Here is a 15,630-nt window from a genome sequence, read left to right on the forward strand (position 1 = left end):
GATAGTTTTTACATGGTGTCCATTTTTCTATTCTTTAGCGACTTGGGTAAAGAGGTGAATGTTTGTCTGATATAGGTTTGGATCTACGCGGCGCGATAATCACTTTCATTGTTTTTACAGTTTTACTTTCCTTACTGCATATTGTTATTTGCATTTGGTCATATCGGGATTGTTTAAGAAGAGGCAAAAGCAAGGAATATGCGTTCATCGTGTTATTCGGGTTGTTGTTTTTTCCTATTATTGGCCTAATCGTGTATCTTGTCATCCGGAAATATTAAACCTACGCATCTTAAGAAAATCGGGTATGGCATCAAGAATCGTCAAGGCATTAAACACAGCAAAGACCATACGTGAATTCACGCATGGTCTTTATGTTATCGTCTCAGATAGTTTAGTGCACCCTTCATTTTAGTATTGCATACTTATACAAAATATTGTATATTTATGCAATACTAAACTAGGAGGGTTTATAATGACACTTGTCATAAGAAATGCTGAAGCTGAAGATTTGAACGATTTGACCGAATTAATGTATGAATACATAGTTGGTTTTTATCAGAAACCTAGACCAGCCACTGAAAAAATTCATAATTTAATTCAAACCCTTTTGAAGAAGCAAGATGGTATCCAGTTTGTTGCATTACAAGATGGAAAGTTAGTTGGCTTTGCTACATTATTCTTTACATTTAGCACTATGAAAGCAGATAAATACACTGTAATGAATGACCTTTTTGTTGTTGAGCCATACAGAGATACAGATGTGGAAACTCAGCTTTTTTTAGAATGTCAAAGGTACACGCAGGAGAATGAATTTGTCTACATGTCTTGGATAACGGCAACTGATAATAAACGTGCTCAACGTTTTTTTGATAAAATGGGCGGCATTCAAGGGAATTGGGTTAACTATTCAATTATCTGAATACTTCAGCTGCACCACTCCGCCAATATGGAATCCAAATAACATAATGATTGTTCGGATTTCTCTTTCACCGCTTTCAGCCAAGACTGATGATCGTCATGCTGTTGCATCCGCACATCGATCATCCTTCTTACCTCGTCCTGATTCGGGCCGCCCGGCTTTGAACGAATTGCTTTGAGGTATGTTGAAGAGTTATGCTTGTAATGACTGTTCAAAACTACAAAAAGCAAAAGGTGACATTATGAAATTTGTGAGACTTAAAAGTAATTTGAGTGATTCAAGTATTCAAAACCGATTACAATATAACCCTGATATCATCGAATTTCATCTTGATGAAACCGATTTGCTGGATTCGTCAAAGCTTATTGAAAAAATAAGATTCCTTAAAGATCAAAATATTCGAGTGTACTTACATCAACCTTCAATGCACAATGGAAACTATTTAGACATTCTTTCCGAAGATAAAGAGATGCAGAAATACTATAACGAATCCAGTGAAATTCTTGCAAATATTTGCCGCGAAGAAAACATACATTCAGTCATCCATGCTCATTATACTAAAACCATCAGCTCTGATTTATTAGACAAACAAAGTACAATCAGGATGAAAAAGCGAATACAAGAAATACTCAGTTTCGCAGCTGATCGATTCGTTTGGGAGGATACGACACAAGGTATTTTCTCGTTCGATAATCCCTATTTGTTAGATGAGATAGTCAAGCCACTCGACTTACCCTTAAATATCGACATCAGTCATTCATTTATAGCTTGCAAGGGTGATAACGGAAAGCTGCAGCAAATTCTTGAATCAACACAAAATTATGCCAAGTATTATCATTTGGTAGATAGTATGGGAATAACACATGATTCACTTCCATTAGGTCGTGGAAAAATTGATTGGAGTATGGTGAAACCATACGTTATTGATAAAGATTTCATTTTTGAAATAAATCTTAAAGGGGATCATAGCGACTGCACACCCATGATTGAAAGTGTAAAATACTTTAATAAAATCGAGAACTTTGTTCGTTAGAGTGCTTGAAAATAGGCCCGGCCTTACTATTGAAAAAGGCTTCCGGAAAACCGGAAGCCTTTACTGTCAAATGATTAGAGTTTATTGTTCCATGAAGTAATGCTGCTGTTTCCAGCCGAGAACCTCTTTGAGCTTGACATTTGATAGAAAGCTGGCTCGCCCAGGCAAATGCACGGAGTATTCAGCAAGCTCAGGCATAAACCTACGAATCAGCTCTTCACTAGAAAGATCGGATGAAGTATCGTCAGCCGCCAAAATAAGTGATTGTGCGCCAAGCCCATCTTTCTCCACAGCCAATCTACAGGCTATTGCCATATCCCTTACATCAATATAGCTCCAAAGAATGCGAAGACGTTCTTCCGGATTAGCGAAGGTCAGCTTTACTCGCGGGTAATCCTTCGGTTCCAAAATATTTCCCAGACGGAAGGAAATGACCTGCATGCCTGTTCTTCGATGGAAAGCTTCCCCTGTCATTTCATTAACCATCTTAGATAATCCGTAGCTGTCTTCCGACAATTGAGGATGGCTTTCATCAACTGGAAGGAAATTCGGCGCGAAAAATTGATTTGCAAACACTATACCATATGATGATTCGCTGGATGCGAGTACCACCTTGCGGATACCGAGATTAGCTGAAGCCTCCAAGATGTTATACGTATTCATGACATTATTCCGAAATGTCACGTCATTCGGATAATTAAACGCTTGCGGTATCGCTGCAAAGTGAATCACCGCTTCCACTGGTTGTCTATCCCTGACACTGTGTTGCGATAAGGCATTGTGAACCTGACCCAAATCGTTCAAATCTACAATCAGTGACCGGCACAAGGGTTCTTCTGGCAGCTTCCAATCCAAATTCAATACCTCATACCCCTGCTCAACCAGCTCTTTCACAATCCATTTACCGGCTTTTCCACTTCCGCCTGTAACGATTATTCTCTTTTTCATCTATATCTCGCTCCCTTGATTTCAAATCGTCGGCATCACGTTGCCGCCATTCACGGGAATATATGCTCCCGTAATAAAACTCGCCAAATCTGATGCCAGAAACGCTACCACATTGGCTATTTCCTGATCGGTGCCGCGACGTTTCATTGGCACATTTCTTTCATACGACTCTTGGCGTTCCGTATTGCTTTCCCGATCCTTATCGCTGATCGTCCAGCCTGGCGCCACTTGGTTAACAGTCACCTGATGTTCGCCGACTTCCTTGGCCAGCACACGGTACAACCCATCCATCCCTCGTTTGCCGCTCACGTAAGCGGACTGGGAAGGGAAGTTTTGCATGGAGCATTCCGTATTGATTCCGATAACCCTGCCCTTTTTGCGTTTGATCATATCCGGTAAGAATGCCTTTGCGAGCAGTACACTTTGTATCACGCATGATTCAAACTGGCTGATGTAGTCTTCCATCGGCTGATCGAGTACCGATGTCCACTTGTATTGAACAACGGCATTTGCAACGACAATATCTACGGCCCCCGTAAGTTCAAGCGCGCGTTCCTTCAACGCCGTGACCTCGTCCGTTTTGGTCACATCGGCTTGAACAGTTACAGCACGGCGCCCGATACCTTCGATTTCAGCCTGTAACTCGGCCGCCTTCAATTCATTCTTCATGTAGTGAATGACAACATCCGCTCCGCATTGGGCCAGTGTTCGGGCCATGACACGGCCAAGCTGTCCCGAAGCTCCGGTAATAAGCGCTGTTTGACCCTTCAAATCAATGTTCATAAGGACACTCCCTCTAGTAGTCATGATGTGCAATGGCGCTTCATCCAGTTCTCTCCACACCTATCATTCCATGATGTTTTACTCGGCGAAAGCTTCATCCAACTGACGTACATGCTCTTCAGAGAGCTTCCAGCCGACTGATCCAACATTCTCATCCAGCTGCTCCAGCCGACTCACTCCTATGATTGCCGAGGATACAGCCGGACGATGAATGATCCAGTTCAAGCTGACTTGTGCGGGAGTTTTCCCCAATTCGTCTGCTATGCCTTTCAACTGCTTGACTGCATCCTGAACCTTTCTCGCTTTTTCAGCGACTGCCGGCTCCATGTACCCACGACTTCCTTCAGGAATCACATTCTCGTACTTTCCAGAGAGGATACCCCCGCCAATCGGGCTGTACAAAATCATGCCAACTCCCTGATCCACGCAGAGCGGCTGCAACTCCTTCTCCACGGCCCTGTTGATCAGGCTGTAATTCGGCTGAACAGATACAAAGCTGGCGATCTTGTTGACATCGCTGACCCATAACGATTTGGCAAGGACCCATGCCGGAAAATTGGAACACCCAATATATCTCACTTTTCCCTGGTGAATCAAATCATCGTAAGCGCGAAGCGATTCCTCCATAGGTGTATCCCAATCTACGCCATGAGCCTGATATAGATCGATGTAGTCCGTTCCAAGGCGCCTAAGGCTGTCTTCCACTTCTCTCATTATATGTTGACGGGATTGCCCTTTGTCGTTCGGACCGCTCCCTACTTCTCCATGTACTTTCGTAGCTATGACAACCTTATTTCTCATTCCCTTGACCGCTCTGCCGAGAATTTCTTCAGCTTCGCCGCCCGTATACCGATTTGCATTGTCGATCAAATTGATTCCTTTGTCTACGGCGGCATGAATAATCCGGATCGAATCCTCCGGGCTCACCTTACCCGGTTTTCCCCAACGCGGGGTCGCGCTTCCGAAATTCCAGCAGCCCAAGCTGATTCGCGACACCTTTAGGCCTGATTTTCCAAGCTTTACATATTCCATAATATCCCTTCTCTCCTCAAGTTTTATTCGACAGCTATTTTACGAATTTCCTCAAGTGTAGCCTCATCCAAAGTCAGATCGATAGCCGGCAGTACGCTTAAGATGTGGCTCGGCTTGCGAACACCAACAAGAGCGCTGGTCAAAGCCGGGTGGGCGAGATCATATGCGATGGCAAGCTGAGGCATGGTAATGCTGTACCGGCTCGCGATATTTTTCAGCTTCTCAACGCGGTCAACGTTTTTCCTCAGACCCTCCCCGGTATGCGCAGCGTTGCGGGAGCGCCAATCGTCATCTGAGAATTTGGTGTCGTAAGTATAATTTCCCGACAGGAGACCTGAGGTTAACGGGCTATAAGCAACGACGCCGATTCCTTTCTCCAAACAGAACGGCAGAATCTCCTTCTCAACGGCAGGCCGCAGAATCGAATATGGCGGCTGAAGAGAATCAACGTGTCTTACGGAAAGCGACGCTTCCAATAACGAAACATTGTAATTGCTTACGCCTACATAACGTACTTTGCCATCTTGTACGAGCTTATCCATGGCGCGCATAGTCTCTTCCGCCGGAGCGTTCGCATCCGTATCCGGCCAGTGCATTTGATACAAATCGATATAATCAGTACCTAAACGACGCAGCGATGATTCAGCTTCACGAAGGATAGAGTCGTAGGTTCCGTTCTTTGAAATGTTTTTGTTCTCGTCCCAAACCAGACCGCATTTGGTCGCCAACACCACTTTGTCACGGTCGCTCTTCAATGCTTTCCCGATTACTTCCTCAGAATGACCCAGACCGTAGACGGCCGCAGTGTCAAAAAAGTTAATTCCGTTGTACAATGCAACGCGCACGCTTTCGACTGACAGCTCATCGTCCTGGTTGCCCCAAGCGCTGGCCCAGCCTCCTCCCCCGATCGCCCAGGAGCCGAAGCCAATAACTGAAATCTCAGGACCGTTCTTGCCAAGTTTACGATATTTCATGAGTATAATGCCTCCTAATTTTCCAAGTGCAGCTTGTTTATCTTTGTTTATTGTCCATGTTACAATAATGCCATTACCATGCGTAAGCTTGCGGAGCCTCGCCACCTGGGCCTGGGAAAATTTCGTCCAGACGTTTCATAACTTCTTCCGTCAGGTTGATATCGACTACCCGCAGTGTATTCAGGAATTGCTCCAGCGTCCTCGGTCCGATAATCGGTGCCGTCATGGCTGGATGCATCAGAGTCCAAGCCAGTGCGACATTCGCTTCGCTTTCGCCGACTTCCCGGCAGAGCTTGCCGAACTGTTCCAGCTTATCACGGTTCGCTTCCACCCGTTCCTGGGAACGCGTGCTTCTCGAGCCACCCGACGCCTTCAACGCATTCCCTCCGAGCAAGCCGCCGTCCAGTGGACTCCAAGCGATGACGCCGATCCCATGTTCTTCAGCGGCAGGAAGCACTTCCAATTCGGGCAATCTGCAGAGCAGGCTGTATTTATGCTGTTCGGAAACGAGTCCCAAAGTATGTCGCGCTTTTGCTTCATATTGGGCTTTTACCAAATCTCTTCCGGCAAAATTACTGGAACCCACGTATCCGATTTTCCCCTGATTCACATAGACCTGAAAAGCCTCCCAAAGCTCATCCCAGGTTACATTGCGATCGACATGATGCATTTGATACAGTTCAATATGATCCGTTTGCAAACGGCGAAGCGATTCTTCCAAGTGGCGGCGAATTTTATAAGCGGACAATCCGCGCGATTGATTAGGGCCATCTAGTGGATTTTCCATGTCGCCATACACTTTGGTGGCTAAAACCACCTTTTCCCTGCGACCGCCGCCCTGTGCAAACCAGCGCCCGATGATTCCCTCGGTTCTTCCTCTGTTTCCCTGCCCTCCGTAAACGTTTGCAGTATCAAAAAAGTTGACTCCGGCGTCCAAAGCAGCGTCCATAATTCGAAACGATTCCTTCTCATCCGTTTCAGGCCCAAAATTCATAGTTCCCAAACATAATTTGCTGACCTTTAAACCGGACTTTCCCAGGTAGGCATATTTCATTGTCTATCTCCTCCATATATTTAAATTTTTTGTCTTACTTCGTTCCATTCCTTGTCTGCGAGAAAGTTTCACACTGTCTAGTCCTTACTTTTCAATTATAGATAATCATTACGGTCATGAGAAGGAGTGAATAAATTTAAACTAAGTTACTTGAAGTTAACTGTTGATTTTTGATTACTCAAAATCCGGAAAAGTGCTATATTTAAGAAAATAATTCAATTCAATGGAGGAAACTATGTTTAAAGATCATTTTTACAATAGTTTAAAAGAACTTGCGGAAATTCCTGGAAGCCCCGGAAGAGAACAGACTATCGTTAAACGTATTGTCGAGTTGATTAAGCCATATGCTGATCATGTTGAAATCGATCATATGGGGAACATCTATGCTGTGTTAGAGGGACAAAAATCAGGTCCTACCATTATGGTTTCTGCTCATTCTGATGAAATTGGGTGCATGGTTAGTGCAATAGACGAAAAAGGCTTTTTACGAATGGAACGAACAGGTGGAATGCTGGAATCATTATTAGTTGCCAGAAAGGTTAATGTAAATGGTCATTTTGGTGTAGTTGGCGTAAAGGCCGGTCATTTACAGACTGCCGAAGAAAAAACAAGGATACCGAAAATGGAAAACCTTTATGTTGATGTAGGGGCAAAATCTAGAGAAGAAGTGCTTGCAATGGGCATCGATATTGGTGACTCCATAACCTATATTAGTGATCTTGAGCGGTTTTCAAATCAAGATTTAATATGCGGTAAGGCAATTGATAATCGAAGTTGTTGTGTTTTATTGATAGAACTTTTTAAAAAGTTACAAGATAAAGAGTTTAGCGGAACTTTAGTCGGCTTAATAGCCGTTCAAGAGGAAGTAGGGCTCAGAGGTGCGACAATTGCAAGCTACAAAATAAATCCAAAATATGCCATTGTTTTAGATACGATAGCTTGTACGGATACACCAGATGGTAATCATTATCCTATAGGAATTGGAAAAGGGCCGGTAATGCCGCTTTTGTCTGGTGGAGGGGCAAGAGGAAATATAATGGCCCAACAAATGAAGGAGCTAATTATTTCCTTCGCCAATCAATTAAACATTCCCTATCAGCTATCGGTTATGCCAAATGGTACATCTGATATATCTGCAATACATTTAGTAAAAGAAGGAATTCTTGCTGGCGCGCTTACCTTTCCGCGTAGATACTCTCATTCTCCAGTAGAAGTGGCTGATTTATCAGACTTTGAAAATGGTTTCCTTTTATTAGAGGAGATGATTAGAAATATTGATAGATGGGGAAGTTTGAGTTTTTTAAAATGAATGGCAGATAATGAAATATAAATTGCGATAATCTATAAAGTTACGGCGGCTGTTCACAAATGTGAACAGCCACCGCAACTTTATAGGCTAATTATTATTCGGCGAAAAGGAGCTTGTCGCGATTCGTTCCACTCCTTTAGCGTCTCCAAGGATATAATTTGTTGCTTTCAGGACGTTTATGGATTCATCTTGCTTGGAAGCCATCGCAATAAATCTAGCGAATAGCGGATCCGGTTTGGTTCCTTCTATATCCTTAAGCTCCCACTGTTTGATCCCTGTTACATAGGGCAGAGCGAAGAGAATCGCCCTTTTGAGGCTTCTGCCGTCAGTACTGGTGTAGTCCCACAAATTGTTCCCAACTTGTTCGCCGACCCGAGCGAGTGAAATAAAAGCCTCCAGGTTGAATACGGTGTAATGCAACGATTTTGTTCTCTGCAATTCCAATGGCATCGTTCCATCAGGCTCAATTTGCGAATCGATCCGTTTCTTCTTGGCTTCTTCCACAATAAGTTTGGCAAGGTCGTTCTGACCGACAAACCATGCGTATGCAGCCGTTTGTGCGTCGTACCAAACTCCGTGGTTGTTGGCAGCCATTCCTTCCACCTGGCCCGGTTTACTTGTCTGCATCCATTTCAGGTAATCGGAAAACCATGCTTTCATCCCCTGGTCGTCGGCAGTCGTCCATGATTCGGAACTCTCTAATATATGAACACTGTCAACGACTGAAATGAGACGATAACCATCTATGATGCCCGTCGGGGTTCCATCCGATTTGCCAGGAATGCCTTGGGCATAATTCATATGGGGGTTCATCTTTGTACTGTCGTCCAAGAACCATGCCCGGAGGTATTTCGAAGCGGCTGAGGCATAAGTTTCTTTGCCGGTAAGTATGTAGGCTAGGCTTAATTGATCCACTGCGGTGATCATGCGGCTCATACGATCCGCATCGTATTTACTCGGGTCGTCCTTTTCCGGATTAATCTGGCCGTCTTTTCTGATATATGGCTTCCCGTCCGTCTTCGACGAATCCGGCCAGTAGTAAATGGCCATGCTGACGAAATCATGCGGGCTTGCTCCCGAAATAAGCACGCTTTTGTCCGTTACCGCAGGCGGCTTTTCTTTTTCGTATTTAGCCGCTGAATTTAGAACAGCCTTCAAACTGGACGAGAGGTTTGACGGTATGGAGTTCCTATAGGCGGCAAGCTGAAATTGGTCGTACCAAAGCAATGCCGCACCAGCTTTTTTGGATTCATCGGTACGCGATTGGATGGTGATCCGTTTCGTTACGGCATCCCAATCGATTTTTTGATTTAGGGCTTCGCCTACAAAACGAAGCGGTACCATTGTAAAGCCATTGATAATTTTTGCTGGCGCGTCTAGATCCACCTTGTTTCCGCTCACAGAAGCCGCCTTGGAATTTATAGAAAGAGCAATTGTTTTGCCATTCAAAGTAAGAGTAACACTTTGATCTTCACCGTACCAATCCACCTTAGCCCCCAAAGCTTCGCCTAGAAATCGGAATGGAACCAGGGTATAATCTCCGTCCAAGACAGGCGGAGCCTCAAGTGTCTTTTTATTGCCGTTAATGAAAACGTCCGCTTTCCCTAGCGTCAAAACGATCGAATTCGTCATCCCTTTGCCTGCAGTTATGTCGTTACTGTCGGCAAACGCACATGGTATGGATAACATAAATGCCAATAGCAAACAAAAAATAATTCTATAACTTAATTTGTTCCATGACATATAAACCCTCCGCTGTCTGATAACTTCTTCACTGGATGCATAAGTTTGCCGTGTTCATACAAACGCTCCATCACTATATAATCTTTCCCGCTTTTACTAAAAGTGTTTTCTGTTTTACAAAAACCAAATTTCTCATAAAAAGATGCTTTCTCTTTTCTGGAATTACAATATATCCGCTTCACACCTGCACGTTCTGCTTCCTCTAATACATATATTAGCAGCTTGCTTCCGTAGCCCTTGTTTTGATGAGAAGTTAATGTAGCAAATTTTCGGAACTGCGCTTCTGCCCCATGTACGAAAAGAGACAGCACTGAAATCAGTTGCTCCTCTTCAAAAAGGCCAAAGTGAGTTCCTTCGTTATCATCTTTTAGCTTAACATAATCGAAATCCTCTTCGGGCCACATTACCATATGACGCAGCTGCCATGCTTGTTCTTTCTGTATGAACCTAATATCCAAAGTTGAGTAACCTCCATCCAGAGATTTCGTTTCCGATACTGTAGCACACACATTATATCATGCTTGCGGAACTACAAAACTATTGTCCTTTAAAAGTCTGCTAAACTCGTTGGAATAATTCCCAATGATTCCTACATTTACATTAATAAGCTTTTAGTGCATCTACGATTTTATTTTTGGTTTTACCCAGATGTTTTTCCGCCCCAAGTGGGAATAGCGGAACACTCCAAGAGAATCCATCCCCTTTAAATCTTGGAATGATATGCATATGGTAATGCGTTAAGTCATTAAATACCCCGCCATTCTGGCATACAGAAATTCCGTCTGCGTTGTACAATTCCTTTAATAACTTTGATATTTTGATTGAAGCATCCATGACAGCATGGGCCGTGTCCCTATCCATTTCTTCAATATCCCAATAATGTTTTTTAGGAAGAATAAGAGTATGTCCTTCATTAAATGGAGCGATATCAAGAACACAGGTTATCAGTTCAGTTTCGAATATAATATTTAAGTTAGGCTCAATACCATTAGAGATTCGACAACCAAGGCAATCCATTCATATCACTCCATTCAAACCATTTTTAAACAATTTTTTATTAATATTATCCTGACTGTTTAGCGGAACAGGCTACCGTGATTAAATCTGCGGTAGCCTACTGTGGAATTATATTAAGCTATCGTTTCTCGTTACCGGAAAAAGCGCCTCCGGATTACGGAGTCCGCGTGCGGAAGAAAGATTGGCTGCGCCGTTCTAAGAGGCAGTATTTGTCGCTGGCGGTGCAACAGTTTGAACGGAATGTCGAAGATTATTTCGCGAGGCTCTCGAAGGTGACCGGATAATTTTTCAACCCGAATACGAACGAGCTCTGAATCGGTACGATCTCCCGACCGGGCACCAGCTTGATATCATGGCAAATTTGCAGAAGCGTCTCGATCGCAATGTGTCCCTCCAGGCGGGCTAAAGGCGCTCCTAGACAGAAATGGATGCCGAAACCGAACGACATGTGCGGATTCGGTTTGCGCAGCTTATGAAACGCGTCTGGGTCAGTGAATTTGGTTTCATCCCTGTTTGCAGCGCCAACCCAAGTGATCACCTGATCGCCCTTGTGGATCAGGCTGCCACCGATTTGCACATCCTCCGTAGCCACGCGGCCAATGGAGACAATAGGTGGATAATAACGCAGCACCTCTTCGATGAAGGTCGGAATGACACCGGGATCTTGGGCCAACTCTGCCTGTAGCTGTGGCTGCTCCGTCAGGACACGAAAGCTGTTTGTAATCAAATTTGTCGTCGTTTCGTTACCGGCTGCGAGAAGCAGAATGCAGAAATTGACGATTTCCTGTTCGCTCAGCTTCTCTCCTTCGATTTCAGCTTGCATCAGCGCAGAGATGAGATCGTCTTTCGGCTCGCTTGCTCGCTCCTTCAGAATCCCCTGAAAATAGTCCGTCAGCTCCTTGACCGTCTTCATCCTCTTCTGCGAGATCTGTGCGAATGCTTCGTCACTCAGGTCTTCCGCACTTTCCACGAGCACATCAGACCACTGTTTGAAATGCTGCCTGTCAGACGAAGGCACGCCGAGCAATTCCGCAATAACGATGACGGGAAGCGGTGTAGCAAAGTCGTGGACAACATCCATGTCGGCGCCTGTCGCTTGCGACAGCAAGTCTTTGGCAATATCACGAATCCGCGGGGCAAGTTCTTGGATCGCTCTTGGCGTAAATGCTTTATTGACCAAGTCGCGCAATTGGTGATGCTTGGGTGGATCTATGAACAGGAGGTTTTGGTTGGCGAATGCTCCCCGGGCGGAGGAGAACGTTTTGGGATCCTTGAGGATGCGATGCACATCTTCATACAGAAATACATCCCAGCAGCTGCGATTCTCATCAAACCGTACCGGTCTTTCACGTCTCAGCTGGCTCAATATGCCGAACGGGTTCAGGCCGTTCTCCGGCGTTTCCAGTTCGGTCATCCGCAGCATATTGGCAAACTTGGGTCCTTTCATAATCATTTCCTCCTTTGGTTGAAATTCCTATACTAGTATCCGGTATTCATGCTTTCTTATTCATGCTGATGTTGAAGGTTAGATAGGATTCCCTTACAGGTTAATTATATAAATGCCAAATGATAATGTACAATATATTGCAACAGTTACTATGCACCCAATATCTACTAAGAAATCGTGTGACTTGGTCATTTTTTTCAAGATAACTAGAACATGTCGGATTTAAGTAACCGAATAGTTTAAGCAGCTTCACTAATCATAAAAGCCCGCCAACAATTTAGGAGTCGGCGGGCTTAGGTATCATTTGGTATTTGTTACAGGGAGCTTCACATCGAGCTTCATCTTGGGAGGCACGCCTGAATCCAAGTCACTATCAAATTCTGCGATCACCGATGGAGCGAATTCATTCACCTTTTCATATTTCCAATTCCGAATCAGCATCGTTTGAGCTGTCTCACCCGGAGGCAAATATCTTGCCGTTGCTTTATACCTGCCGAGAGGAATATCTTTTATACCAAAACCAGTCGCTGTGTAAGCAGCACGAGCTGTAATTGATGCCCCCCCGATACTCCCGTCAAATTGCAGACCATCCGGAGTAAGTGTCAGTTCGACATTCTCCTTTTGATCAGCTGGCGGTAGTTCGTAGCGATTTTCCGGAACAACATTAAAAAAAACAAAACCACACGCGACACATCCTTCACCGGAAGAAGTCATGGTTAAATCTCGAATTGCTCCATCTTCGCTTGCAAATGGACTATCGTCGTTGGACAGCCACAATTTATACGTCTTTCCGTTATAATCGTGTATGTACTGTGCGCTAACTGTCCAGGTAGCCTTGGGAATACCTAACGGGATCTGATATCGGCCATCAACATCTGTCACTGCCTGCGCGATGCTATCGTAGAGTTTCAACTGGTTGCGAACGGTAACTTTTACCCCTTTAAGTGGGTTGCCCTTGGCGTCTACTGCGCGGCCTTTTACCAAATAGGGCTCACTTTCCTCACTTGCGCTATTTGTCCGACCGATATTACCATCGCTTGAGATCTCAATCTTAAATACGTCCCCTTTGTTCGAATACGAAACCTTAAAACCGCTGTTTTCCGATATGAATCGCAGCGGGACCATTGTTTTCTCGTTGATGATTTGTGCGTACGCTGTCAGATTGACATCATTGCCATTTACTTGGGCATATGCTCCGTCAATCGTAAGTTCAATCCTCAGACCGTCCTTCTCCCCAATTGCTTTACGCTCAGAATTGTTCCATTTGACCTCAAATCCAAGCGTTTCAAATAAAGTACGGAACGGTACAAGGGTAGATCCGTCTATGATGACGGGCTGGGTCTCGTTAAACTGAATCTTTTTGCCGTTAAAATACACGTTCACGTCTGCTTCCTTTGCAAATATGGATTGCTTTGCAAAAGCAAGGATAAGCAGCATACATATGAGTACCTTTAATGACTTTAACCATTTGTTAGACACTTGTTTTCCCTCCTTATCTGAATCAACTTAAATTCTCATACTTCCATTTGCAAATTAGATTTTTGAGCGTATTCTCTACCAAGGAACGAATCATCTGCCTCGCTAAGTCAAAATCTATAGTAACCCAATACTGCTCCTTTGCGACAGTTACTCAACACCCAAGTTCAATCTTCCTTTCTAATGACCCGGTAATTAAATAAGGATGACTTGTAATGCGGGTCTAGTTGATCGCCGTGTTTAGGAGGGACGAAAAGGAACGGTTCCGAGACTGCATTGAATTGGGTTTCAACCGGTCTGGACAAGTAAAAATAAAATATGCATTCACCCAATGGAGTGAACGCATATTCTTACTAGGGACATGTGTCCTAAATATCTATTTATTTGAAATTCAAGAAAAATATTTAGTTGCTGCATTAAAATAATAGTCTGGATGAAACATCGGATATTTATAAAATTCTTTTGGATTCTCAATCTTTTCAGAATGATTCAGGTCATATTCAATCATCGTTTTAATTTTATTGGCAAAGGTTTTACTTTTAACCAAGACCCCCGCCTCAAAATCATGAATCGCACTTCTAGTATTCAGATTATAGGATCCATGAAACACACAATCCGATCGTTGATCATAGGCTATTTTCCAATGGGAGAAACGGCCGGTTTTACTATAATCAAAGAAAGAAATGCCATTTAGAAATGGCTTGAACATATTGCAGCGTACAGCAGGCTCGTTCATAGGAATGTCATTCACTTTAAGCGGATTGCAGATAGAAACATGGTTGGCCGGCTCTTCTTCCAGACCTTTTAGCCGATCCCAAAATACTTGATCAACCAAATATGGATTGATGATTACGGTTTCTGCCGTCGCATAGGATACAAGCGCCAGAAAGTACTGTTGGATCAGATTAATCGGATTTCCGGGAAAACAAGTAAAAAGCGTACATTCCTCTACCCCGCAGTTTCGGTCCATTTCGGGAAAATAAGATGAATCGTTTGCATCGAAGATATCCCCGCCCATCACTATCCATTGCGAAGCAAACAACTGATTCAGGTGCTGGGCTGCTGCGCCGAGGATGCGAAAGCAACCGTCATGCCACTCCTCTTTATTGCGAGGGATTCCCAAACACTTTTACCAATTCGGATGGTACTGGAGGTGTTTGGTACAAATGCATATCCCCGATATTCAAGCTTCCCAAAATCGAGGTGTTACCGTCAATGACTATAAATTTTCTACCTGTTCCTGTTTTTAATCCGTATAGATGGGTATTCTCGTAATTGACCATTATTCGCACCCTGACTCCTCTGTTAATAGCGTCTAAAAGCGCTTCGGCGATTAAATTGCCCGATTGATCGTTGAAGAATTGCATCACGGATAAATGAATATAGCTTTGTGCCCCTTTAATCTCCGACAAGATCATGGCCAGACTTTCGGGACCGTTCACATAGGCTTCGACCTGATTGTTCCAACTCGTTTTTGGTGCCAGCTCCTCTAATTTAACCAAATCCAGCCGGCTGACAAAGCAGTCCAGTGCATTCAGCCGATCCTGATTCATTCCTGGAATCCCAGCAAGCTGTTCATTTGAGGTGAACACACCACCCAGCTCTTGATGATACCGATACACCTCCTCATCAGGATTAAACGTTTCCCTTATATACTCGGCCGTTTTCTTGTTATTGCCGGTTAAAAGGTTAAGTGGCCCGTTTGCCAAATAATAGTTAAGAAAATTTATTAATTTTTGGTCATGATAACTGTGATCGATGCTTTTTGTTTGCATGAGTGGAAACTCCTCTACGAAAACTGAAATGTTAAAGATTTATAAAGTTTTACCCTTTTACTAGAATGGCAAATCAAATTAGATCACTAAACAATCCTGTAAATCTTTAGAAGATTAGAG

17 protein-coding genes are annotated in these 15,630 nt (G+C 43.9%); 5 read left to right on the top strand and 12 right to left on the bottom strand.

Annotation, left to right across the window (positions count from 1 at the left end):
* Positions 1-77: 77 nt before the first annotated feature.
* The 3 genes from BLV33_RS10505 to BLV33_RS10515 all read left to right on the top strand — a co-directional run bounded on the left by BLV33_RS10505 (position 78) and on the right by BLV33_RS10515 (position 1,952).
* Positions 78-278, top strand: coding sequence for a PLDc N-terminal domain-containing protein (locus BLV33_RS10505; RefSeq protein WP_366414849.1), 201 nt, complete (start codon positions 78-80; stop codon positions 276-278).
* Positions 279-472: 194 nt separating this feature from the next.
* On the top strand, positions 473-919 hold the full coding sequence (locus BLV33_RS10510) for a GNAT family N-acetyltransferase (protein WP_090790784.1): 447 nt from the start codon (positions 473-475) through the stop codon (positions 917-919).
* 241 nt (positions 920-1,160) lie between these two features.
* Positions 1,161-1,952, top strand: coding sequence for a TIM barrel protein (locus BLV33_RS10515; RefSeq protein ID WP_090790787.1), 792 nt, complete (start codon positions 1,161-1,163; stop codon positions 1,950-1,952).
* Positions 1,953-2,033: 81 nt separating this feature from the next.
* On the opposite strand, the gene BLV33_RS10520 is transcribed toward BLV33_RS10515, so the two are convergent.
* The 5 genes from BLV33_RS10520 to BLV33_RS10540 form a co-directional block, all read right to left on the bottom strand.
* Positions 2,034-2,900 (bottom strand): NAD-dependent epimerase/dehydratase family protein, encoded by an 867-nt coding sequence (locus BLV33_RS10520; protein WP_090790789.1) that lies wholly within the window; start codon positions 2,898-2,900, stop codon positions 2,034-2,036.
* A gap of 21 nt (positions 2,901-2,921) precedes the next feature.
* On the bottom strand, positions 2,922-3,683 hold the full coding sequence (locus tag BLV33_RS10525; protein WP_090790791.1) for an SDR family NAD(P)-dependent oxidoreductase: 762 nt from the start codon (positions 3,681-3,683) through the stop codon (positions 2,922-2,924).
* 78 nt (positions 3,684-3,761) lie between these two features.
* Positions 3,762-4,715, bottom strand: a complete 954-nt coding sequence (locus tag BLV33_RS10530; protein ID WP_090790793.1) for an aldo/keto reductase — start codon at positions 4,713-4,715, stop codon at positions 3,762-3,764.
* A 23-nt stretch (positions 4,716-4,738) separates the two neighbouring features.
* Complete coding sequence (locus BLV33_RS10535; protein ID WP_090790796.1) at positions 4,739-5,689, bottom strand: aldo/keto reductase; 951 nt, start codon at positions 5,687-5,689, stop codon at positions 4,739-4,741.
* A gap of 73 nt (positions 5,690-5,762) precedes the next feature.
* Positions 5,763-6,743, bottom strand: a complete 981-nt coding sequence (locus tag BLV33_RS10540; RefSeq protein WP_090790798.1) for an aldo/keto reductase — start codon at positions 6,741-6,743, stop codon at positions 5,763-5,765.
* A gap of 235 nt (positions 6,744-6,978) precedes the next feature.
* Between BLV33_RS10540 and BLV33_RS10545 the strand changes: the two genes are divergently transcribed.
* On the top strand, positions 6,979-8,052 hold the full coding sequence (locus tag BLV33_RS10545; protein WP_171909097.1) for a M42 family metallopeptidase: 1,074 nt from the start codon (positions 6,979-6,981) through the stop codon (positions 8,050-8,052).
* Positions 8,053-8,139: 87 nt separating this feature from the next.
* Here BLV33_RS10545 and BLV33_RS10550 read toward each other — a convergent pair whose 3' ends face one another.
* From BLV33_RS10550 to BLV33_RS10560, 3 genes are all read right to left on the bottom strand, one after another.
* Positions 8,140-9,795, bottom strand: coding sequence for an alginate lyase family protein (locus BLV33_RS10550; RefSeq protein WP_090790803.1), 1,656 nt, complete (start codon positions 9,793-9,795; stop codon positions 8,140-8,142).
* Positions 9,777-10,253, bottom strand: a complete 477-nt coding sequence (locus BLV33_RS10555; protein WP_366414799.1) for a GNAT family N-acetyltransferase — start codon at positions 10,251-10,253, stop codon at positions 9,777-9,779. The genes BLV33_RS10550 and BLV33_RS10555 overlap by 19 nt, the downstream gene beginning before the upstream one ends.
* Positions 10,254-10,395: 142 nt before the next feature.
* Complete coding sequence (locus BLV33_RS10560) at positions 10,396-10,812, bottom strand: HIT family protein (protein WP_090790805.1); 417 nt, start codon at positions 10,810-10,812, stop codon at positions 10,396-10,398.
* Between the two features lie 77 nt (positions 10,813-10,889).
* Between BLV33_RS10560 and BLV33_RS28745 the strand changes: the two genes are divergently transcribed.
* Entirely contained in the window at positions 10,890-11,096 is a 207-nt protein-coding gene (locus tag BLV33_RS28745) for a hypothetical protein (RefSeq protein WP_139305720.1), read from the top strand.
* On the opposite strand, the gene BLV33_RS10565 is transcribed toward BLV33_RS28745, so the two are convergent.
* The 4 genes from BLV33_RS10565 to BLV33_RS10580 form a co-directional block, all read right to left on the bottom strand.
* Positions 11,063-12,259: a cytochrome P450 gene (locus BLV33_RS10565; protein WP_090790807.1), complete on the bottom strand. Its 1,197-nt coding sequence runs from the start codon at positions 12,257-12,259 to the stop codon at positions 11,063-11,065. The two genes, BLV33_RS28745 and BLV33_RS10565, sit on opposite strands and share 34 nt — an antisense overlap.
* Positions 12,260-12,559: 300 nt before the next feature.
* Complete coding sequence (locus BLV33_RS10570) at positions 12,560-13,738, bottom strand: stalk domain-containing protein (protein WP_090790809.1); 1,179 nt, start codon at positions 13,736-13,738, stop codon at positions 12,560-12,562.
* A 388-nt stretch (positions 13,739-14,126) separates the two neighbouring features.
* Positions 14,127-14,858, bottom strand: a complete 732-nt coding sequence (locus tag BLV33_RS10575; RefSeq protein ID WP_090790811.1) for a phospholipase D-like domain-containing protein — start codon at positions 14,856-14,858, stop codon at positions 14,127-14,129.
* Complete coding sequence (locus BLV33_RS10580) at positions 14,839-15,510, bottom strand: phospholipase D-like domain-containing protein (protein ID WP_090790813.1); 672 nt, start codon at positions 15,508-15,510, stop codon at positions 14,839-14,841. Before BLV33_RS10580 ends, BLV33_RS10575 begins: the two co-directional genes overlap by 20 nt.
* Positions 15,511-15,630 lie beyond the last annotated feature (120 nt).

Source organism: Paenibacillus sp. GP183, from assembly GCF_900104695.1.
Taxonomy (GTDB): Bacteria; Bacillota; Bacilli; order Paenibacillales; family NBRC-103111; genus Paenibacillus_AI.

Coding starts and splice junctions, on each gene's coding strand:
- BLV33_RS10550 (WP_090790803.1), bottom strand. CDS start 9,795: ATGTCATGGAACAAATTAAGTTATAGAATTATTTTTTGTTTGCTATTG.
- BLV33_RS10565 (WP_090790807.1), bottom strand. CDS start 12,259: ATGAAAGGACCCAAGTTTGCCAATATGCTGCGGATGACCGAACTGGAA.
- BLV33_RS10510 (WP_090790784.1), top strand. CDS start 473: ATGACACTTGTCATAAGAAATGCTGAAGCTGAAGATTTGAACGATTTG.
- BLV33_RS10530 (WP_090790793.1), bottom strand. CDS start 4,715: ATGGAATATGTAAAGCTTGGAAAATCAGGCCTAAAGGTGTCGCGAATC.
- BLV33_RS10545 (WP_171909097.1), top strand. CDS start 6,979: ATGTTTAAAGATCATTTTTACAATAGTTTAAAAGAACTTGCGGAAATT.
- BLV33_RS10525 (WP_090790791.1), bottom strand. CDS start 3,683: ATGAACATTGATTTGAAGGGTCAAACAGCGCTTATTACCGGAGCTTCG.
- BLV33_RS10535 (WP_090790796.1), bottom strand. CDS start 5,689: ATGAAATATCGTAAACTTGGCAAGAACGGTCCTGAGATTTCAGTTATT.
- BLV33_RS10515 (WP_090790787.1), top strand. CDS start 1,161: ATGAAATTTGTGAGACTTAAAAGTAATTTGAGTGATTCAAGTATTCAA.
- BLV33_RS10560 (WP_090790805.1), bottom strand. CDS start 10,812: ATGGATTGCCTTGGTTGTCGAATCTCTAATGGTATTGAGCCTAACTTA.
- BLV33_RS10580 (WP_090790813.1), bottom strand. CDS start 15,510: ATGCAAACAAAAAGCATCGATCACAGTTATCATGACCAAAAATTAATA.
- BLV33_RS10520 (WP_090790789.1), bottom strand. CDS start 2,900: ATGAAAAAGAGAATAATCGTTACAGGCGGAAGTGGAAAAGCCGGTAAA.
- BLV33_RS10540 (WP_090790798.1), bottom strand. CDS start 6,743: ATGAAATATGCCTACCTGGGAAAGTCCGGTTTAAAGGTCAGCAAATTA.